1 protein-coding gene is annotated in these 18,270 nt (G+C 65.0%); it reads left to right on the top strand.

All coding sequences use genetic code 11. The annotated features are described in order from the left end of the window. The first annotated feature begins 371 nt into the window (after positions 1-371). A complete protein-coding gene (locus ACF8MC_RS15505; RefSeq protein ID WP_392423538.1) occupies positions 372-18,224 on the top strand; it encodes an amino acid adenylation domain-containing protein in 17,853 nt (5,950 codons plus the stop codon). The last annotated feature ends 46 nt before the right edge of the window (positions 18,225-18,270 follow it).

Genomic DNA, 18,270 nt, shown 5'->3' with positions numbered 1-18,270 from the left:
CTTATCGTAAGCATTGCTGCACATTAACTGCGGTGAATAATACAAAAGAATATGAGTTCCTCTCTAATTATCTCAGATTAATACAAGCGGAATACGCTCGTCATCCCTGAGTAATATCGGGGAAATAAAATGGTCATTTATTCCCTTTCGCACATTTCGCCAAAAAAAATATCCTCTCCTATACTTCACAGCTCAACAAATTGAGGCACAGGGGGAACCTCTGGATTAACCATTTCATCCTTTCTTAGTTGGGGGGAGACCCAACTTTTCTACGGTTTTTTTATTCTGACCTGAACTGTCGGACGGCCAGGCTTTGCCTAAATCCGGACGGTCCCTTTCATTAACGTAATGAAAACGTGCTAGAGAATATTATGAACAAACAAACTGATGTGAAGAGTGGGGAACTCCGTACGGGTGCTCAGGCCGCGGCGGAGAAAGTCGAACTGCATGAAATGACTATCGCCCAGCGTGAACTCTGGCTGGGGGAAAATATTTCCAAAGAGTTGTCGTTCAATATCTGGGGCTATGGGCAGGTTGACGGGCCTCTCGACGTTAAGCTGCTGCGGCAAGCCATCGATGCTATCGTCGAAGAAACGCCGGCTCTGCAAGCGCATTTTGTGGAAAAAGACGGTGAGCTTTATCAATACCGCGCGCCACGCACACATGAGCCGCTGTTCACACTCGATCTCAGTAAGGAACCCGATCCTCTGCAGGCTGCCAGACGCTGGATGGTGGCGGATGCGGCGCTGCCGCGCCGCGCCACGGGAGAGGAACCTTTTAGTTTTTATGTGATTACGCTCGCTCCGCAGCGCTATGTCCTCTATCGGCGTTTCCACCATATGATCACCGACGGCCGCAGTGCCGAGGAAGTGATGCGGCGCATCGCGGCTTACTATAACGCGCTGGCGTCCGGCGGTGTCATCCCTGAATTCGCCAACTGCAATTTCTCTCTGCTTTATGAAAACGACATCAAATACCGCGACTCTTCACGCTTTTCTTCCGATCAGGCTTTTTGGCGGGAATATACTGCCGCTGCGCCGCAGAGTTTGTCGCGTAGAGCCATATTGACCCCGGACGCCGCGATGAACCGCAACACGCAGCTGCTGGAAAAAGAGGCATTGGATCAGCTGCAGCAACAAGCTGACAATATCGGCGTACACCGCGCACATATATTGGCCGCCGCCGTAGCATTATGTTTCTACAGCCTGACCGGCAGTGAATATCTTAATTTCAGCATGCCGGTGACCGGAACGAGAGAACGAAACAGTATTGGTATGACCTCTAACGTTGTCCCTTTGATTATCAAGGTTGAACCCCAGCTGAGTCTGGCCGAATTTATCCAAAAGGTCGCAGCCGAAATAGCAAAAGTGGTTCGTCATCAATTATATCGTGGGGAGGACATTCGGCGTGACAATGGCGCGACGGATTCCGCCTGGTTTGGCCCTTCAATTAACATTGTTTCTTTCGACCACGGCGATCCTTTCTGGGGATGCCGCACCCGTTGGTATTATGGCGGGAATATTCCGTCCGGCGATCTACAGATTATGCTGTATGAAGACCAGCAGGCGAATGAGCTGGACGTCACTTTTTCTGACGCCGATTATGCAAATTCATTAGGCGATCTGGATGTTTTGCAGCGCCGTTTCCAGTTTATTTTACGGGCGCTGAACGCATCAACGGCGGGGACGATCGAGGCGTTGGATCGGCAAGTGGCGGCGCTGGCGGATGCCGAGGCCGGCGGCAGCTTTTACACCAACCGTCGGCAACCGCCTGCCGGCGGCATCATTCGTTGGGATCGCCCGGCTGAGGCGCTGCAGCGCCTGGTGAGCTCGCTGAGCCATGGCGCGGGATGCGCGGCGAAGATGCTGCTGGCGGAGCGCGTGTTGGGCGTGACGGCGCTGCAGGCGGTGAGCGATGAGCGGCAGGCCGAACCCGGTACCCTGCTGCACGTCGAGGCCGACGGCTGGGTAATTGCCGCGAACCCCGGCGTGGTGCGCGTCGGGCCGTTCTTGCGCGCCGACGGCTCGGCTCAGCCAGGCGATGCGCTGGCGCAGGCCTGCGGCCTGTCTGTCGGCTCGGTCTTGCCGACGATTAACGCTGCCGAAGCCTCGCTGTTAGGCGCGGCGTATGGCGCCAGCGCCGATAGCGCCGCTTTTTGGCAACCGCGCCTGACGCGTTATTATCCGGCGCCGTTCCCGCCGGGGCCTGGCCGCCAGGCGGATCTTCCCGCACGCTGGCAGGCGACGGCCTGGCAGCGCCTGGAAAAAATTGCCGGCGAGCAGGTGCTGGCGGCAGCAACCCTTTATCTGGCGCGCATGTGCAATGAAACCGATTTTCAGCTGGGGTGGATCACCCCGGACGATCGGAATTGGGGGCGTTGGGCTCACCTGAGCGCGCGCGTGCTGCCGCTGCAGGTCTCTGTTGATCACACCGGCAATTTCCAGCAGGCGTTGGCCGCGCTGGAACAGGAATATAGCCAGCTGCGCGCTCATGCCGATTATCATCCCGCGTTGCTGACGCGCGATGCGGACCTGCGAGCGTCTCAGACTTGGCCGACGGCGGTATCGATCGTCAGCCGGCGCTCGGCGCAGGGGTTGCAGCCTGAAGACGAGGGGGTTGCCGCCATCATGGCTTCCGGCTCGCGCGCGGTATTGCAAATCTGCAAGGCTGACGGCGCTTTCCGTTGGGTCTACGACGCCGCCTCCGTGGCTGACGAGCAGATGTTGCGGGCGACGCAACATCTGCTGATGCTGCTCAACGACGCGGTGAGGGCGGGTTCTCATCGTCGCACCGTCGGCGAACTCAGTCTGGTTTCCGAGGAAGAACGCGCGCAGTTGCTGCAGGGCCTCAACCACACCGTCGCTTCACATTCGCCGACGGCCTGTCTGCACCGGTTGTTCGAAGCACAGGTCAAACGGACGCCGGAGGCGATCGCGGTGACGTATGGCGATGACAGCCTGACCTACGCGGAATTGAATACCCAGGCGAACCGTTGGGCCCATCGGCTGGTACAGCTTGGCGTGCAGCCGGACAGCTTGGTGGCGCTGTGTGCCGGGCGCGGGCTGCCGATGCTGGTCGGGCTGCTGGGGATCCTCAAAGCCGGCGGCGCCTACGTGCCGCTGGATCCCGCCTATAGCGGCGAGCGGCTACAGTACATCCTGGCGGACTCAGCGCCGGTGCTGCTGTTGGCGGATGAGCTCGGCCGACAAGCGCTGGGTGACTGCGAGGTGCCGGTGCTGGCGCTGGAACAGCCACTGAGGGGAGAAAGCGACGATCTGCAGGACGTCGGGGTGCGCCCGGCGCACCTGGCATATGTGATTTATACCTCCGGCTCGACCGGCAAACCCAAAGGGGTGATGGTGGAGCACCGGCAGGTCGCGCGGTTGTTCAGCGCGACGAACGCCTGGTTCAACTTCAGCGCCGCCGACAGGTGGTGCCTGTTCCACTCATTCGCCTTCGACTTCTCGGTCTGGGAGATCTGGGGCGCCTGGCTGTATGGCGGCCAGCTGTTCATCGTACCGCAGGCGATCGCCCGCTCGGCGCCGGATTTTTATCATTTCGTCTGCCGCAGCGGCATCACGGTATTGAACCAGACGCCGAGCGCCTTCAAAGCCTTTATCCAGGCTCAGGCGCACAGCGAAGCGCGCCAGCAGCTACGCGAGATCGTGTTCGGTGGCGAAATGCTGAAGCCTTGCGATCTTGCGCCGTGGTTTGCTCGTCCAGAGAACCGGCAGACACGGTTGATCAACATGTACGGTATCACCGAGACCACGGTGCATGTGACTTATCGACCGCTGTCGGCGCAGGATACGGCGATCACCACCAGTCCGATCGGCAGCCGCATCCCGGATTTGCGCTTGTATCTGCTGGGCGCCGACGGCGAACCGGTGCCAATGGGGGCGATCGGCGAACTGTACGTCGGCGGCGAAGGGGTGGCGCGGGGTTACCTGAACCGGCCCGAATTGACGGCGGAACGTTTTCTCGATGATCCTTTCAACCGGGCGCCGGGTGCGCGCATGTATCGTACCGGCGATCTGGCGCGCTATCTGCCGGGTGGCGATATCGAATACCTGGGGCGCAATGACCAGCAGGTAAAAATCCGCGGTTTCCGTATCGAATGCGGCGAGGTGGAGGCTCAGCTGAGTACCGATCCGCGCGTGCGCAGCGTAGCCGTGGACGCGATTGACGATGGCGACGGGGGCAAGCGACTGGTGGCGTGGGTGGTTCCGGCACCGGAAGCCGAACGCGCTACGCTGGCGACCGGGCTGCGTCAGCATCTGCAGGCGCGGCTGCCGGATTATATGGTGCCGGTGGCTTACGTTTGGCTGGAGGCGTTGCCGCTGACCGGCAACGGCAAATTGGACAAGCGGGCTCTGCCGGTGCCGCAGGTCGACGCCTATGTGCGTGAAGCCTATGCGCCGCCGCAGGGCGAGGCGGAAAATCTGCTGGCGGCTATCTGGCGCGAGCTGCTGGGCGTAGAGCGCGTCGGTCGCTATGACCACTTCTTCGAACTGGGCGGGCATTCGCTGATGGCGGTGCGCTTGGCTAACCGCGTGCAACAGGCCGGATGGCAGTTACCGTTGCAGGCGCTGTTCGCCAGCCCGGTACTGCACGTGCTGGCGCAGGCGCTGGAAGTTGCGCCGGCTCAGGAACCGCTGCCGATACTGCCGGTGGCGCGCGACGGCGATTTGCCCCTGTCGTTCGCCCAGCAACGCCTGTGGTTCCTGACCCAGTTGGAGGGGATGAGCGAAACCTACCATATCCCCCTGGCGCTGCGGCTGCACGGCCGGTTGGACCGGCAGGCGCTGCAACATAGTCTGGATGTGCTCTATGCGCGTCACGAATCGCTGCGTAGCCGGTTCATCACCCGGGAAGATCGGCCACAGGTGCAGATTTTGCCGGCAAACGGGCTGCCGCTTGCGTTCCACGATCTGCGACGTCACCCCGCGCAAGCCGACACGCTGTGCCGTCAGGCGGCCACTCAACCGTTTGATTTGACGCAGGGGCCGCTGGTGCGCGCCGCGCTGATCCGCCTGGCGGATGAGGAGCACCTGTTCCTGCTCACCTGTCATCACATCATTTCCGACGGTTGGTCGACCGGCATTCTGCTGCGTGATTTGGGGGCGTTGTACGGCGCATTGCGTCGCGGCGATGCCGATCCGCTGCCGCCGCTGCCGCTGCAATACCCGGATTATGCCGCCTGGCAGCGTCGCTATCTGACGCCGGAGCGGCTGGCGGCGCAGGCGCAATACTGGCGCGAAACGCTGATCGGTGCGCCGGCGCTGCTGACGCTGCCGACTGACCGGCCGCGTCCGACGGTGCAGTCTTTCAGCGGCGGGGAGGTGCCGATCGCGATCGACGCCGAGCTGACGCAGGCACTGCGGCAATTCAGCCGGCAGCATGGCGGCACGCTGTTCATGACGGTGCTGGCGGCCTGGAGCCTGGTGCTGGCGCGCATGGCCGGGCAGCAGGAGCTGGTGATCGGCACGCCGGAGGCCAACCGTGGCCGGCTGGAAACCGAATCGTTGGTCGGCTTCTTCGTCAGCACGCTGGCGCTGCGCATCGATCTTCGCGACGATCCGGATCTGCCGACGCTGATCGCGCGGATCCGCCACACGGTGCTGACGGCGCAGGAAAATCGCGATCTGCCGTTCGAGCAGGTGGTGGAACTGGTCAATCCGCCGCGTCATCTGGGCTATACCCCGCTGTTCCAGGTGATGCTGGCCTGGCAGGACGGCTCGGTGCGCGATATTCCGCTGCCTGGGCTGCAGGCCGAGCTGGCCGGGCTGGAATACAGCGCGGCGAAGTTTGATCTGACGCTCGATCTGGCCGATACCGGCGAAGGCATCAGCGGTACGCTGAACTTCGCCACGGCATTGTTCGATCGCGCCACCGCCGAACGCTACGGCGTTTACCTGGTACAGGCGCTGCGGGCGATGACGCTGAATAGCCCACGGTCAGTATCCCATATCGATTTGTTGCCGCCCGCCGAACGGGAGCATCTGCTGCATGGCTGGAACCGCACCGAGCGTGACTATCCGCTGGATCAGACGCTGGCGGCGCTGTTCGAGCAGCAGGTGCGCCGCACGCCGGACGCCACCGCGCTGGTGAGCGGAGCGGAAAGCCTGAGCTACGCCCAGCTGAACGCCCGCGCCAACCGGCTGGCGCACGCGCTGATAGCGCGCGGCGTCGGCCCGGACAGCCGGGTGGCGGTGTGCGCCGAACGCGGCCTGAACATGGTGACGGCGCTGTTCGGTATCCTCAAGGCCGGCGGCGCCTATGTGCCGCTCGATCCAGCCTATCCGGGCGAACGCCTGCAGTACATCCTGCAGGATGCCGACCCGGTGCTGCTGCTGGCGGACGCCGCCGGCCGGGCGGCGCTGGGCGAACCCGTGACGCCGCAGCTGGCGCTGGAGGCGGCGTCGCCGGAGACGCTGAGCGCCGAGAACCCGGCACCGCGCGCGCAGGCGTCGCACCTGGCGTACGTGATTTACACCTCGGGCTCGACCGGTAAACCGAAGGGCGCGATGAACGAACACCGTGGGGTGGTCAACCGGCTGGTGTGGATGCAGGAGGCCTACGGCCTGACGGCGGCGGACACGGTGCTGCAAAAAACGCCGTTCGGCTTCGACGTCTCGGTGTGGGAGTTCTTCTGGCCGTTGATGGTCGGCGCGCGCCTGGTGATGGCGAAGCCGGAAGGGCACAAGGATCCGGATTACCTGAGCCGCGCCATCGAACAGTATGGCGTCACCACGCTGCACTTCGTGCCGTCGATGCTGCAAAGCTTCCTGGCGGACGGGCAGGCGGCGACGCGCTGCGGGCAGGTGGTGCGGGTGATGTGCAGCGGGGAAGCGCTGCCGGCGACGCTGGTGGCGGAGTTTTACCGCCGGCTGCCGCAGGCGGAGTTGCATAACCTGTATGGGCCGACGGAGGCGGCGGTGGACGTCACCGCCTGGCACTGTTCGCGGGAGGCGGAGCGGGCGTCGGTGCCGATCGGGCGGCCGATCGCCAACACGCGCATCTACCTGCTGGGCGAGCGCGGGCAGCCGGTGCCGCTGGGGGCGGTGGGCGAGCTGTATATCGGCGGGGTGCAGGTGGCGCGGGGCTACCTGAACCGGCCTGAACTGACGGCGGAGCGCTTCTTGAGCGATCCGTTCGCGCCGGGCGGGCGGATGTACCGCACCGGCGACGTGGCGCGTTATCTGGCGAACGGCGACATCGAGTACCTGGGGCGCAACGATCAGCAGGTAAAAATCCGCGGCTTCCGCATCGAATGCGGCGAGATAGAGGCGGTGCTGGCGACGCACCCGGCGGTGCGCGAAGCGGTGGTGGATGCACGGGCGGTGGGCGACGACAAACGGCTGGTGGCGTGGGTGGTGCCGGCCGCGGACGTGGCGGAAGAAACGCTGGCGGGCGCGCTGCGGCAGCATGTGAGCGCGGCGCTGCCGGACTATATGGTGCCGTCGGCCTGGGTGGTGGTGGCGGCGTTGCCGCTGTCGCCGAACGGCAAACTGGATCGGCGGGCGTTGCCGGAGCCGCAGGGGGCGCAGAGCCAGGCAGCGTACGAAGCGCCGCAGGGTGAACACGAAACGCTGCTGGCGGCGATCTGGCGCGAGCTGCTGAACGTGGAGCGGGTCGGGCGCCACGATAACTTCTTCGAACTGGGGGGCCACTCGCTGCTGGCGGTGAAGTTGATGGCTCAGCTGCGGCGCGCCGGTTGGGGAGCGAACGTGCAGACGCTGTTCTCAACGCCGACGCTGTCGGCGCTGGCGCAGGCGATGAGCGCGCAAGGTGAGGTCGACATACCGGAAAACCGGATTTTACCGGGCGGGGCCTCCATTACGCCGGAGATGTTGCCGCTGGCGACGCTGAGCCAGCCGGAAATCGACGCGGTGGTGGCGCAGGTGCCGGGCGGCGTGGCCAACGTACAGGACATCTACGCCTTGTCGCCGCTGCAGGAGGGGATTTTGTTCCACCATCTACTGGCGGAACGGGGCGACCCGTACCAGCTGTCCGCGGTGCTGCGTTTCGACAGCCGTGCGCGCCTGGACGCCTGGCTGGCGGCGATGCAGCAGGTGATCGATCGCCATGACATTCTGCGCACTGCGTTCATCACGCAGGGCATGTCCTCGCCGGTGCAGGTGGTGTGGCGCAAGGCTGAGCTGGCGCTGAGCGAGCGGCGTTTCGATCCGGCTGATGGCCCGATTTGGCAACAGCTGGCGGCCAGCTTTGATCCGTTGCAGCAGCGGCAGGATCTGACCCGCGCGCCGCTGCTCAACTTTACCGTCACGCAGGAGGAGGACGGCAGCTGGTGCGCCTTGCAGCAGTGGCATCATCTGATTGGCGATCACTCCACGCTGGCCTTCATGGAGCAAGAGATCGGCGAGATCCTCGCCAGCCGTGGGGCACAGCTGGGCATCGCCCAGCCGTTCCGCAATGCGGTGGCGCAGGCGCGCCTGGCTCTCAGCGAGGCTGAGCACGAAAGCTTCTTCCGCGACATGTTGGCGGATATCCGCGAGCCGGTGCTGCCGTTCGGCCTGAGCGACGTGCATGGCGAAGGGCGGCAAATTGCCTGCCGCTACCAGGCGCTCTCTTCGGCGCTGAACCTGCGGTTGCGGCGACAGGCGCGGCGGCTGGGCGTCAGCCTGGCCAGCCTGTGCCATCTGGCCTGGGCGCAGGTGCTGGCGAGCGTCAGCGGGCGAGACGCGGTCGTGTTCGGCACCGTATTGCTGGGGCGTCTGCAGGGCGGCGAAGGCGCGGAACGGGCATTGGGGGTGTTTATCAACACGTTGCCGCTGCGTCTGGACATCGATCGGCGAGGCGTGGAGACGGCGGCAAGAGAGGCACACGTGCGGCTGAGCGGGCTGCTGGCGCATGAACATGCGCCGCTGGCATTGGCGCAGCGCTGCAGCGGCGTCAGCCCTGGGGCGCCGCTGTTCAGCGCCTTGCTCAACTATCGCCACAACAACGGCGAAGCAGTGGCGTTGCCAGAAGGTGTCAGCCTGCTGAGCGCCGAAGAGCGCACCAACTATCCGTTCGTGTTATCGGTGGAGGACGGCGGCGATTCGCTGGGCGTGACGGCGCAGGTGACCGAGACGGTCGATGCCCAGCGGGTGTGTGACTATATGGTGCAGGCGCTGAGCTCACTGGCGCAAGCGCTGGAGCAGGCGCCGGAGACGCCGGTGTGTTCACTGGCGGTGGTGCCGGAGGCGGAACGCGAACTGCTGCTGCATGGCTGGAACCGCACCGAGCGTGACTACCCGCTGGATCAGACGCTGGCGGCGCTGTTCGAGCAGCAGGTGCGCCGCACGCCGGACGCCACCGCGCTGGTGAGCGGAGCGGAAAGCCTGAGCTACGCCCAGCTGAACGCCCGCGCCAACCGGCTGGCGCACGCGCTGATAGCGCGCGGCGTCGGCCCGGACAGCCGGGTGGCGGTGTGCGCCGAACGCGGCCTGAACATGGTGACGGCGCTGTTCGGTATCCTCAAGGCCGGCGGCGCCTATGTGCCGCTCGATCCGGCCTATCCGGGCGAACGCCTGCAGTACATCCTGCAGGATGCCGACCCGGTGCTGCTGCTGGCGGACGCCGCCGGCCGGGCGGCGCTGGGCGAGCCTGCGACGCCGCATCTGGCGCTGGAGGCGGCGCTGCCGGATACGCTGAGCGCCGAGAACCCGGCACCGCGCGCGCAGGCGTCGCACCTGGCGTACGTGATTTACACCTCGGGCTCGACCGGCAAACCGAAGGGCGCGATGAACGAACACCGCGGGGTGGTCAACCGGCTGGTGTGGATGCAGGAGGCCTACGGCCTGACGGCGGCGGACACGGTGCTGCAAAAAACGCCGTTCGGCTTCGACGTCTCGGTGTGGGAGTTCTTCTGGCCGCTGATGGTCGGCGCGCGTCTGGTGATGGCGAAGCCGGAAGGGCACAAGGATCCGGACTACCTGAGCCGCGCCATCGAACAGTACGGCGTCACCACGCTGCACTTCGTGCCGTCGATGCTGCAAAGCTTCCTGGCGGACGGGCAGGCGGCGACGCGCTGCGGGCAGGTGGTGCGGGTGATGTGCAGCGGGGAAGCGCTGCCGGCGACGCTGGTGGCGGAGTTTTACCGCCGGCTGCCGCAGGCGGAGTTGCATAACCTGTATGGGCCGACGGAGGCGGCGGTGGACGTGACCGCCTGGCACTGTTCGCGGGAGGCGGACCGGGTGTCGGTGCCGATCGGGCGGCCGATCGCCAACACGCGCATCTACCTGCTGGACGAGCGCGGGCAGCCGGTGCCGCTGGGGGCGGTGGGCGAGCTGTATATCGGCGGGGTGCAGGTGGCGCGGGGCTACCTGAACCGGCCCGAACTGACGGCGGAGCGCTTCCTTGCCGATCCGTTCGCGCCGGGCGGGCGGATGTACCGCACCGGCGACGTGGCGCGTTATCTGGCGAACGGCGACATCGAGTACCTGGGGCGCAACGATCAGCAGGTAAAAATCCGCGGCTTCCGCATCGAATGCGGCGAGATAGAGGCGGCGCTGGCGACGCACCCGGCGGTGCGCGAAGCGGTGGTGGATGCACGGGCGGTGGGCGACGACAAACGGCTGGTGGCGTGGGTGGTGCCGGCGGCGGACGTGGCGGAAGAGACGCTGGCGGGCGCGCTGCGGCAGCATGTGAGCGCGGCGCTGCCGGACTATATGGTGCCGTCGGCCTGGGTGGTGGTGGCGGCGTTGCCGCTGTCGCCGAACGGCAAACTGGATCGGCGGGCGTTGCCGGAGCCGCAGGGGGTGCAGAGCCAGGCGGCGTACGAAGCGCCGCAGGGTGAACACGAAACGCTGCTGGCGGCGATCTGGCGCGAACTGCTGAACGTGGAGCGGGTCGGGCGCCACGATAACTTCTTCGAGCTGGGGGGCCACTCGCTGCTGGCGGTGCGTCTGACCAACCGTCTGCAGCAGGTGGAATGGCAGCTGCCGTTGCAGGTCCTGTTCGCCAACCCGACGCTGCTGGCATTGGCGCAGCAACTGCGGAGAACCGATGAGGCGCTGCCGCCGATCGAGGCTATGCCACGCGGCGCCGCGTTGCCGCTGTCGTTTGCTCAGCAGCGTTTGTGGTTCCTGACGCAGTTGGAAGGCCTGAGTGAAACTTACCATATTCCCCTGGCGCTGAGCCTGCGCGGCGAGCTGGATCTGCCCGCCTGGCGGCAGAGCCTGGATGCGCTCTATGCCCGCCACGAAGCGTTGCGCAGCCGGTTTGTCACCGTCGAGGGGCAGCCGCAGGCGCACATTCTGCCGGCAGACGCGCTGCCGTTGACGGTTCACGATCTGCGTGGGCGGCAGGATGCTCAGAGCCAGGCGCGGCAACTGGCGCAGCGCCTGACGGAGGCGCCTTTTGATTTGACGCAGGGGCCGCTGGTGCGCGCCGCGCTGATCCGCCTGGCGGATGAGGAGCACCTGTTCCTGCTCACCTGTCATCACATCATTTCCGACGGTTGGTCGACCGGCATTCTGCTGCGTGAACTGGGGGCGTTGTACGGCGCTTTGCGTCGCGGCGATGCCGATCCGCTGCCGCCGCTGCCGCTGCAATACGCAGATTACGCCGCCTGGCAGCGTCGCTATCTGACGCCGGAGCGGCTGGCGGCGCAGGCGCAATACTGGCGCGAAACGCTGAGCGATGCGCCGGCGCTGCTGACGCTGCCGACCGACCGGCCGCGTCCGACGGTGCAGTCTTTCAGCGGCGGGGAGGTGCCGATCGCGATCGACGCCGAGCTGACGCAGGCGCTGCGGCAGTTCAGCCGGCAGCATGGCGGCACGTTGTTCATGACGGTGCTGGCGGCCTGGAGCCTGGTGCTGGCGCGCATGGCCGGGCAGCAGGAGCTGGTGATCGGTACGCCGGAGGCCAACCGTGGCCGGCTGGAAACCGAATCGCTGGTCGGCTTCTTCGTCAGCACGCTGGCGCTGCGCATCGATCTTCGCGACGATCCTGATCTGCCGACGCTGATCGCGCGGATCCGCCACGCGGTGCTGGCGGCTCGGGAAAATCGCGATCTGCCGTTCGAGCAGGTGGTGGAGCTGGTCAATCCGCCGCGCCACCTGGGTTATACCCCGCTGTTCCAGGTGATGTTGGCCTGGCAGGACGGCTCGGTGCGCGATATCTCGCTGCCTGGGCTGCAGGCCGAGAGTGCCGAGTTGGGCTATCAGATCGCCAAGTATGATTTGACGCTCGATCTGGCGGAGCGCGACGAGCAAATCAGCGGGACGCTGAACTTCGCCACGGCGCTGTTCGACCGCGCTACCGCCGAACGTTACGGCGTTTACCTGGTGCAGGTGCTGCGGGCGATGGCGACAAATGCTACGCAGCCTGCGTCGCATCTCGATCTGCTGCCGGCTGCCGAGCGCGAACTGTTGTTGTACGGCTGGAACCGAACCGCGGAAGTTTATCCGGCGCAGAGCAGTGCCCACGTCCTGTTTGAACAGTGGGTGCAGCGTACGCCGGACGCCGTTGCGGTGGTGAACGATCGGGACAGCCTGAGCTACGCCCAATTGAACGCCCACGCCAACCAACTGGCGCACCAACTCATCGCGCAGGGCGTGCGCCCGGGCGATCGCGTGGCCACGTCGCTTGAACGCAGCGTTTCTCTGGTCATCGCCCAACTGGCGATCCTCAAGGCGGGGGGCGCTTATGTGCCGCTCGATCCGCACCTGCCCGTAGCGCGGCAGGCGTGGATCATCGGCGACAGCGGGGCGTCGTTGATCTTGTGCGATCGCGATATCGACCGCGAGATAGCCGGCGAGATCGCCTGCCTGCGTATCGATCGGCTGCGGCAGAATCCGACCCACGATCCGGCGGTGCCTCGCGCCGGCGACGCGCCGGCCTACATCATGTATACCTCGGGCTCGACCGGTACGCCTAAAGGCGTCATGGTGACGCACCAAGGCATCCTCCGGCTGGCGATCAACAATCGTTTTGCGTCGTTTGAACGCGGCGATCGCTTCGCTTTCGCCGCCAATCCGGCGTTTGACGCCAGCACGCTGGAAATGTGGGGAGCCCTGTTGAATGGCGCCAGTCTGGCGATCATTGCGCCGGAAGTGTTGACGGAAGCCGAGGCGTTGGCGGCGGCGCTGGTGCGGCAAGGGATTAACGTCTTGTTCCTGACCACCTCGTTGTTTAACCAATATGCCCATAGCATCGCCGCGACGCTGGCGCAGTTGAAATATCTGCTGAGCGGCGGTGAAGCGGCGGATCCGCACGCCTTTGCCCGCATGCTGAAAGAGGCTGGGCCGGTACGGCTGATCAACGCTTATGGGCCGACCGAGTGTACGGTGTTCGCCACGACGGCCACGATCGAGCGAGTGGATCCATGGCAGCGTTTGCCTATCGGGCGGCCGATCGGCAATACCCGGATTTATCTGCTGGATGAGCACGGGCAACCGGTGCCGCTCGGCGCGACCGGCGAGATCTACATCGCCGGCCCCGGGGTGGCGCTGGGTTATCTCAACCGCGCAGAGTTAACGGCAGAGCGATTCCTGGCGGATCCGTTTAACCCAGGCGAGCGGATGTATCGCACCGGCGATCTGGCACGCTATCTGCCGGACGGCAATATCGACTACCTGGGACGCAACGATCGGCAGGTGAAAATTCGCGGCTTCCGCATCGAATGCGGTGAGATCGAGGCGCGAGTGGCCGGTCATTCGGCGGTGCGCGAAGCGGTGGTGGATGTCCTCGGCGAAGCGGACAATAAGCGACTGGTAGCTTGGGTGGTGCCGGAGGCTGACGCGGATCGCCAGACGTTGGCGGTGACGCTGCGACAGTATCTGGCGGGGATGTTGCCGGAGTTTATGCTGCCGGCGGCCTGGGTGGCGCTGGATACGCTACCGCTGACGCCGAACGGCAAACTGGATCGGCGCGCGCTGCCTGAGCCGCAGGAGGACGCCTACGTGCGTGAGGTTTACGCCGAACCTGAAGGCGAACTGGAAACGCTGCTGGCGGGGATCTGGCGCGAGCTGCTGGGCATTGAGCGGGTCGGGCGCCACGATAACTTCTTCGAATTGGGCGGCCACTCGCTGCTGGCGGTGAAGTTGATGGCGCAGCTGCGCCGTGTCGGGCTGAGCGCCGGGGTGCAAACGCTGTTCACCGCGCCGACGCTGTCAACGCTGGCGCAGACGTTGGTCACGCAGCAGGAAGTGAGCGTGCCGGCCAACGGTATCCTACCGGGCTGCGTAGCCATTACGCCGGAGATGTTGCCGCTGGCGACGCTGAGCCAGCCGGAGATCGACGCGGTGGTGGCGCAGGTGCCGGGCGGCGTGGCCAACGTACAGGATATCTACGCCTTGTCGCCGCTGCAGGAGGGGATTTTGTTCCACCATCTGCTGGCGGAACGGGGCGACCCGTACCAGCTGTCCGCGGTGCTGCGTTTCGACAGCCGTGCGCGCCTGGACGCCTGGCTGGCGGCGATGCAGCAGGTGATCGATCGCCATGACATTCTGCGCACCGCGTTCATCACGCAGGGCGTGTCATCACCGGTGCAGGTGGTGTGGCGCAAGGCCGAGTTGTCGCTGCGAGAACTGCGGCTCAATCCGGCAGAGGGCGAGATCGGTTCGCGGCTGACGGCGTTGTTTGATCCGCGCCGCGTGCGGCCTGATCTGACGCGCGCACCGTTGCTGAGCTTTGTCGCCGCACAGGGGGAAGAAGGCAGTTGGTGCGTGCTCCAGCAATGGCATCACCTGATCGGCGACCACTCGACCCTGGCGGTGATGCAGGAGGAGATCAACCTGATCCTGGCCGGGCGCGGGGACGAACTGGCCAAGGCACCGCCGTTCCGCAACGCGGTGGCGCAGGCAAGGCTCGGCGTCAGCAAGGCAGAACACGAACGGTTCTTCCGCACTATGCTGGCGGATATCGATGAACCGTCGCTGCCGTTCGGCCTGAGCGACGTGCATGGCGAAGGGCGGGATATCTCGACGGCGCACCTGGCCTTACCGCCTGCGCTCAACCAACAGCTGCGGCGGCAGGCGCGGCGGCTGGGCGTCAGCCTGGCCAGCCTGTGCCACCTGGCCTGGGCGCAGGTGTTGGCGCGCGCTACCGGCCGCGATGAGGTGGTATTCGGCACCGTATTGTTGGGCCGCATGCAGGCCGGAGACGGGGCGGAACGGGCGCTCGGATTGTTTATCAATACGTTGCCGCTGCGGCTGGATGTCAACGAGGTCGGCGCGGAATCGGCGGTGTTGCAGGCGCACATCCGGCTGAGCGGGCTGCTGGCCCATGAGCATGCGCCGCTGGCGTTGGCGCAGCGCTGCAGCGGCGTCGCCGCGGGCACGCCGCTGTTCAGTGCCCTGCTGAACTACCGGCATAACAGCGGCGAGGATACCGCATTGCCGACCGGCGTGACGCTGCTCGATAGCCAGGAACGCACCAACTATCCGTTCGTGCTGTCGGTCGAGGACGGCGGTGATTCGCTGGGCCTGACGGCGCAGGTCAGGCAGCCGATTGAAGCGCAGCGCGTGTGTGGCTATATGGCGCAGGCGTTGAGCGCATTGGCGCAGGCATTGGAGCAGGCGCCTCAGACACCGGTCTGTGAACTGGAGGTGATGCCGGATGAAGAGTATGCGCTGCAGCTGTGCCGCTGGAATCATACGGCGGAAGCTTACCCGGCGGATACCTGCGTGCACGAACTGTTTGAACAGCAGGCGCGGCAGACGCCGCAGGCCATCGCTTTGATCCAGGATGCGCAACGGCTCAGCTACGCACAGTTGAATGCGCGCGCCAACCGGTTGGCGCATCGGCTGATTGAGCGCGGCGTACAACCGGGCGACCGGGTCGCGGTGCGGCTGGCGCGCAGCATCGAACTGGTCTGCGCCCAATTGGCGGTAATCAAGGCCGGGGCGGCGTATGTGCCCATCGATCCGCAACTGCCGGCCGCGCGTCAGGCGTGGATCGCCGATGACAGCGGCGCCTGCCTGATGCTGACGGACGCCATCGGCGACGAGGAGATCCCGCAGCTGACGGTCGAGGATCGCGAAGCTGAAGATCATAACGGTAACCCGGCGTTGCGCGTGTCGAGCGGCGCGACGGCTTACATCATGTATACCTCCGGCTCGACCGGTACGCCGAAAGGCGTCATGACGCCGCACCAGGGTATCACGCGTCTGGTGCGCAACAACCGCTACGCCGCCTTTGACGCCGACGACCGCATCGCCTTTGCCGCCAACCCGGCATTTGATGCCAGCACGATGGAGGTTTGGGCCGCCCTGTTGAATGGCGGTGCGCTGGTGGTGATCGCGCCGGAGGTGATGATGGAGGCCGAGCGTCTGGCGGCCGAACTGCAACGCCATCGCATCACCACGCTGTTCTTGACCACTGCGCTGTTCAATCAGTATGTGCATAGCATCAGCGGCGCACTGGCGCAGTTGAAATATCTGATTAGCGGAGGGGAGAAAGAGGATCCGGGCGCTTATGCGCGGTTGTTGCAAGAGCGGGGGCCGGTGCACCTGATCCATGCCTATGGGCCGACGGAGACCACCACCTTTGCGACAACGGCACGTATCGAGCGGGCTGAAGGGGAGGCGCGCTTGCCGATTGGGAAACCGATCGGCAATACCCGCGCTTACTTGCTGGACGCCCGCGGGCGCCCGGTGCCGATGGGGGCGGTGGGGGAATTGCACATCGGCGGCGTGGGGGTGGCGTTGGGCTACCTGAACCGACCGGAACTGACGGCACAGCGCTTCCTGAGCGATCCGTTCAATCCGGTCGGTGGCGGCCGCATGTATCGCACCGGCGATCTGGCGCGTTATTTGCCGGACGGCAGTCTTGAATACCAGGGGCGATGCGATCAGCAGATCAAGCTGCGCGGGTTCCGCATCGAACCGGGCGAGATTGAGGGGCAGCTGGCGGCAAGCCCGTGGGTGCGGGAAGCGGTGGTGCAGGTTTGTTCGACGGAACATCATCCGCGCCTGGTCGCCTGGATCGTACCGACGGCCGACGTTGACCACAGCGCGTTGCAGGGACAGCTACGGGCCTATCTGAGCGAACGTTTGCCGGAGTATATGGTGCCGTCGGCTTATGTCTGGCTGGATGCGCTGCCGTTGACCGCCAACGGCAAGCTGGATCGGCGTGCCTTGCCGGAGCCGGAGCGTGCGGCAGTCGGCACTCGGGAATATGCGGCGCCTCAGGGGGAGACCGAAACGACGCTGGCGCGGGTATGGTGCGAGCTGCTCGAGATTGGCCAGATAGGGCGCCACGACAATTTCTTCGAGCTCGGTGGCCATTCGCTGCTGGCGGTACGTCTTTCCAGCCAGCTGCGTCAGCAAGGCATCACCTTGCCGGTACAGGCGATCTTCAACCATCCGATATTGGCCGAGCTGGCCGAGCAGATAGATCGTCGCACCGCAGAGGCTCCGCTGCGCAAAGCGGTGCCGGCTCGCAGCAGCGGCAGCCGGCCGCCGCTATTCTTCGTCCCGACCGGCTTTGGCGACCACTCCTACGTGTTTGAATTGGCCAAGGAGATCGACGAGACCTTCCCGGTCTACGCCGTGCCGTGGCCGGCGGTGGAGGAGAAGCCGGCCACCATGTCCGATATGGCCGCCAGCGCCGTGGCGTTGATTCGCGAAGTGCAGCCGCAGGGGCCATACCATCTGGCGGGGTACTCTTCCGGCGGGGTGTTGGCCTATGCCATCGCCGAGCAGCTGCAATCGGCCGGGGAAGCGGTCGCCTTCCTGGGGTTGATCGACACGTTGCGGCCGGTGGAGGCGATGCACAGCCCGGTCCAGCTGTTGCTGAACTGGGTGGAGTCAACGCAGGAAAGGCCGGATCCGCAGTTCTGTCAGCAGTTGGCCGAGCTGCCGTTGCCGGAGGCGATCGCGGCCGTGCAACGCGCCGGGATCAAGACTCAGCGTGAGGAAGTGGCCGACGAGGCGGCGCTCTGGCAGCAGCGGCACCACTACGCCAAACTGGTGGAAGCGACCCTGGTGCAGCCCGCATCGCTGAAAATCCATCTGTTCAAGGCGAAGCAGGAGCAGGTTTCCGTCAATTCGCAGAACGCACAGTTCCAGGCGTATTGGCAGAGGATCAAGCAGGCGGGATATTGCCGCGAAGACGCTTCCGCGTTGGGATGGGATAAGCTGCTGCCGCCGGCGACCGTCCGCGTCAGCCAGGTCAACGGCGACCATGTGTCGATGATGGAGCATCCGGTTCATCGGCGTGAGCTGGGGCAACACTTCAATCTGGCGTTGCGCGAGCTCGGACAGGCGTAAGCCGGCGGGATGTATCCGATGAGAAAGCCCTCGCAAGAGGGCTTTT

The organism is Serratia sp. LACPHL-BACT-2024-00286 (genome assembly GCF_043109535.1).
Lineage (GTDB): Bacteria > Pseudomonadota > Gammaproteobacteria > Enterobacterales > Enterobacteriaceae > Serratia > Serratia sarumanii.
Note: the sequence above shows the minus strand (reverse complement) of the source record. Positions and strands in the feature narration are given on the sequence as shown.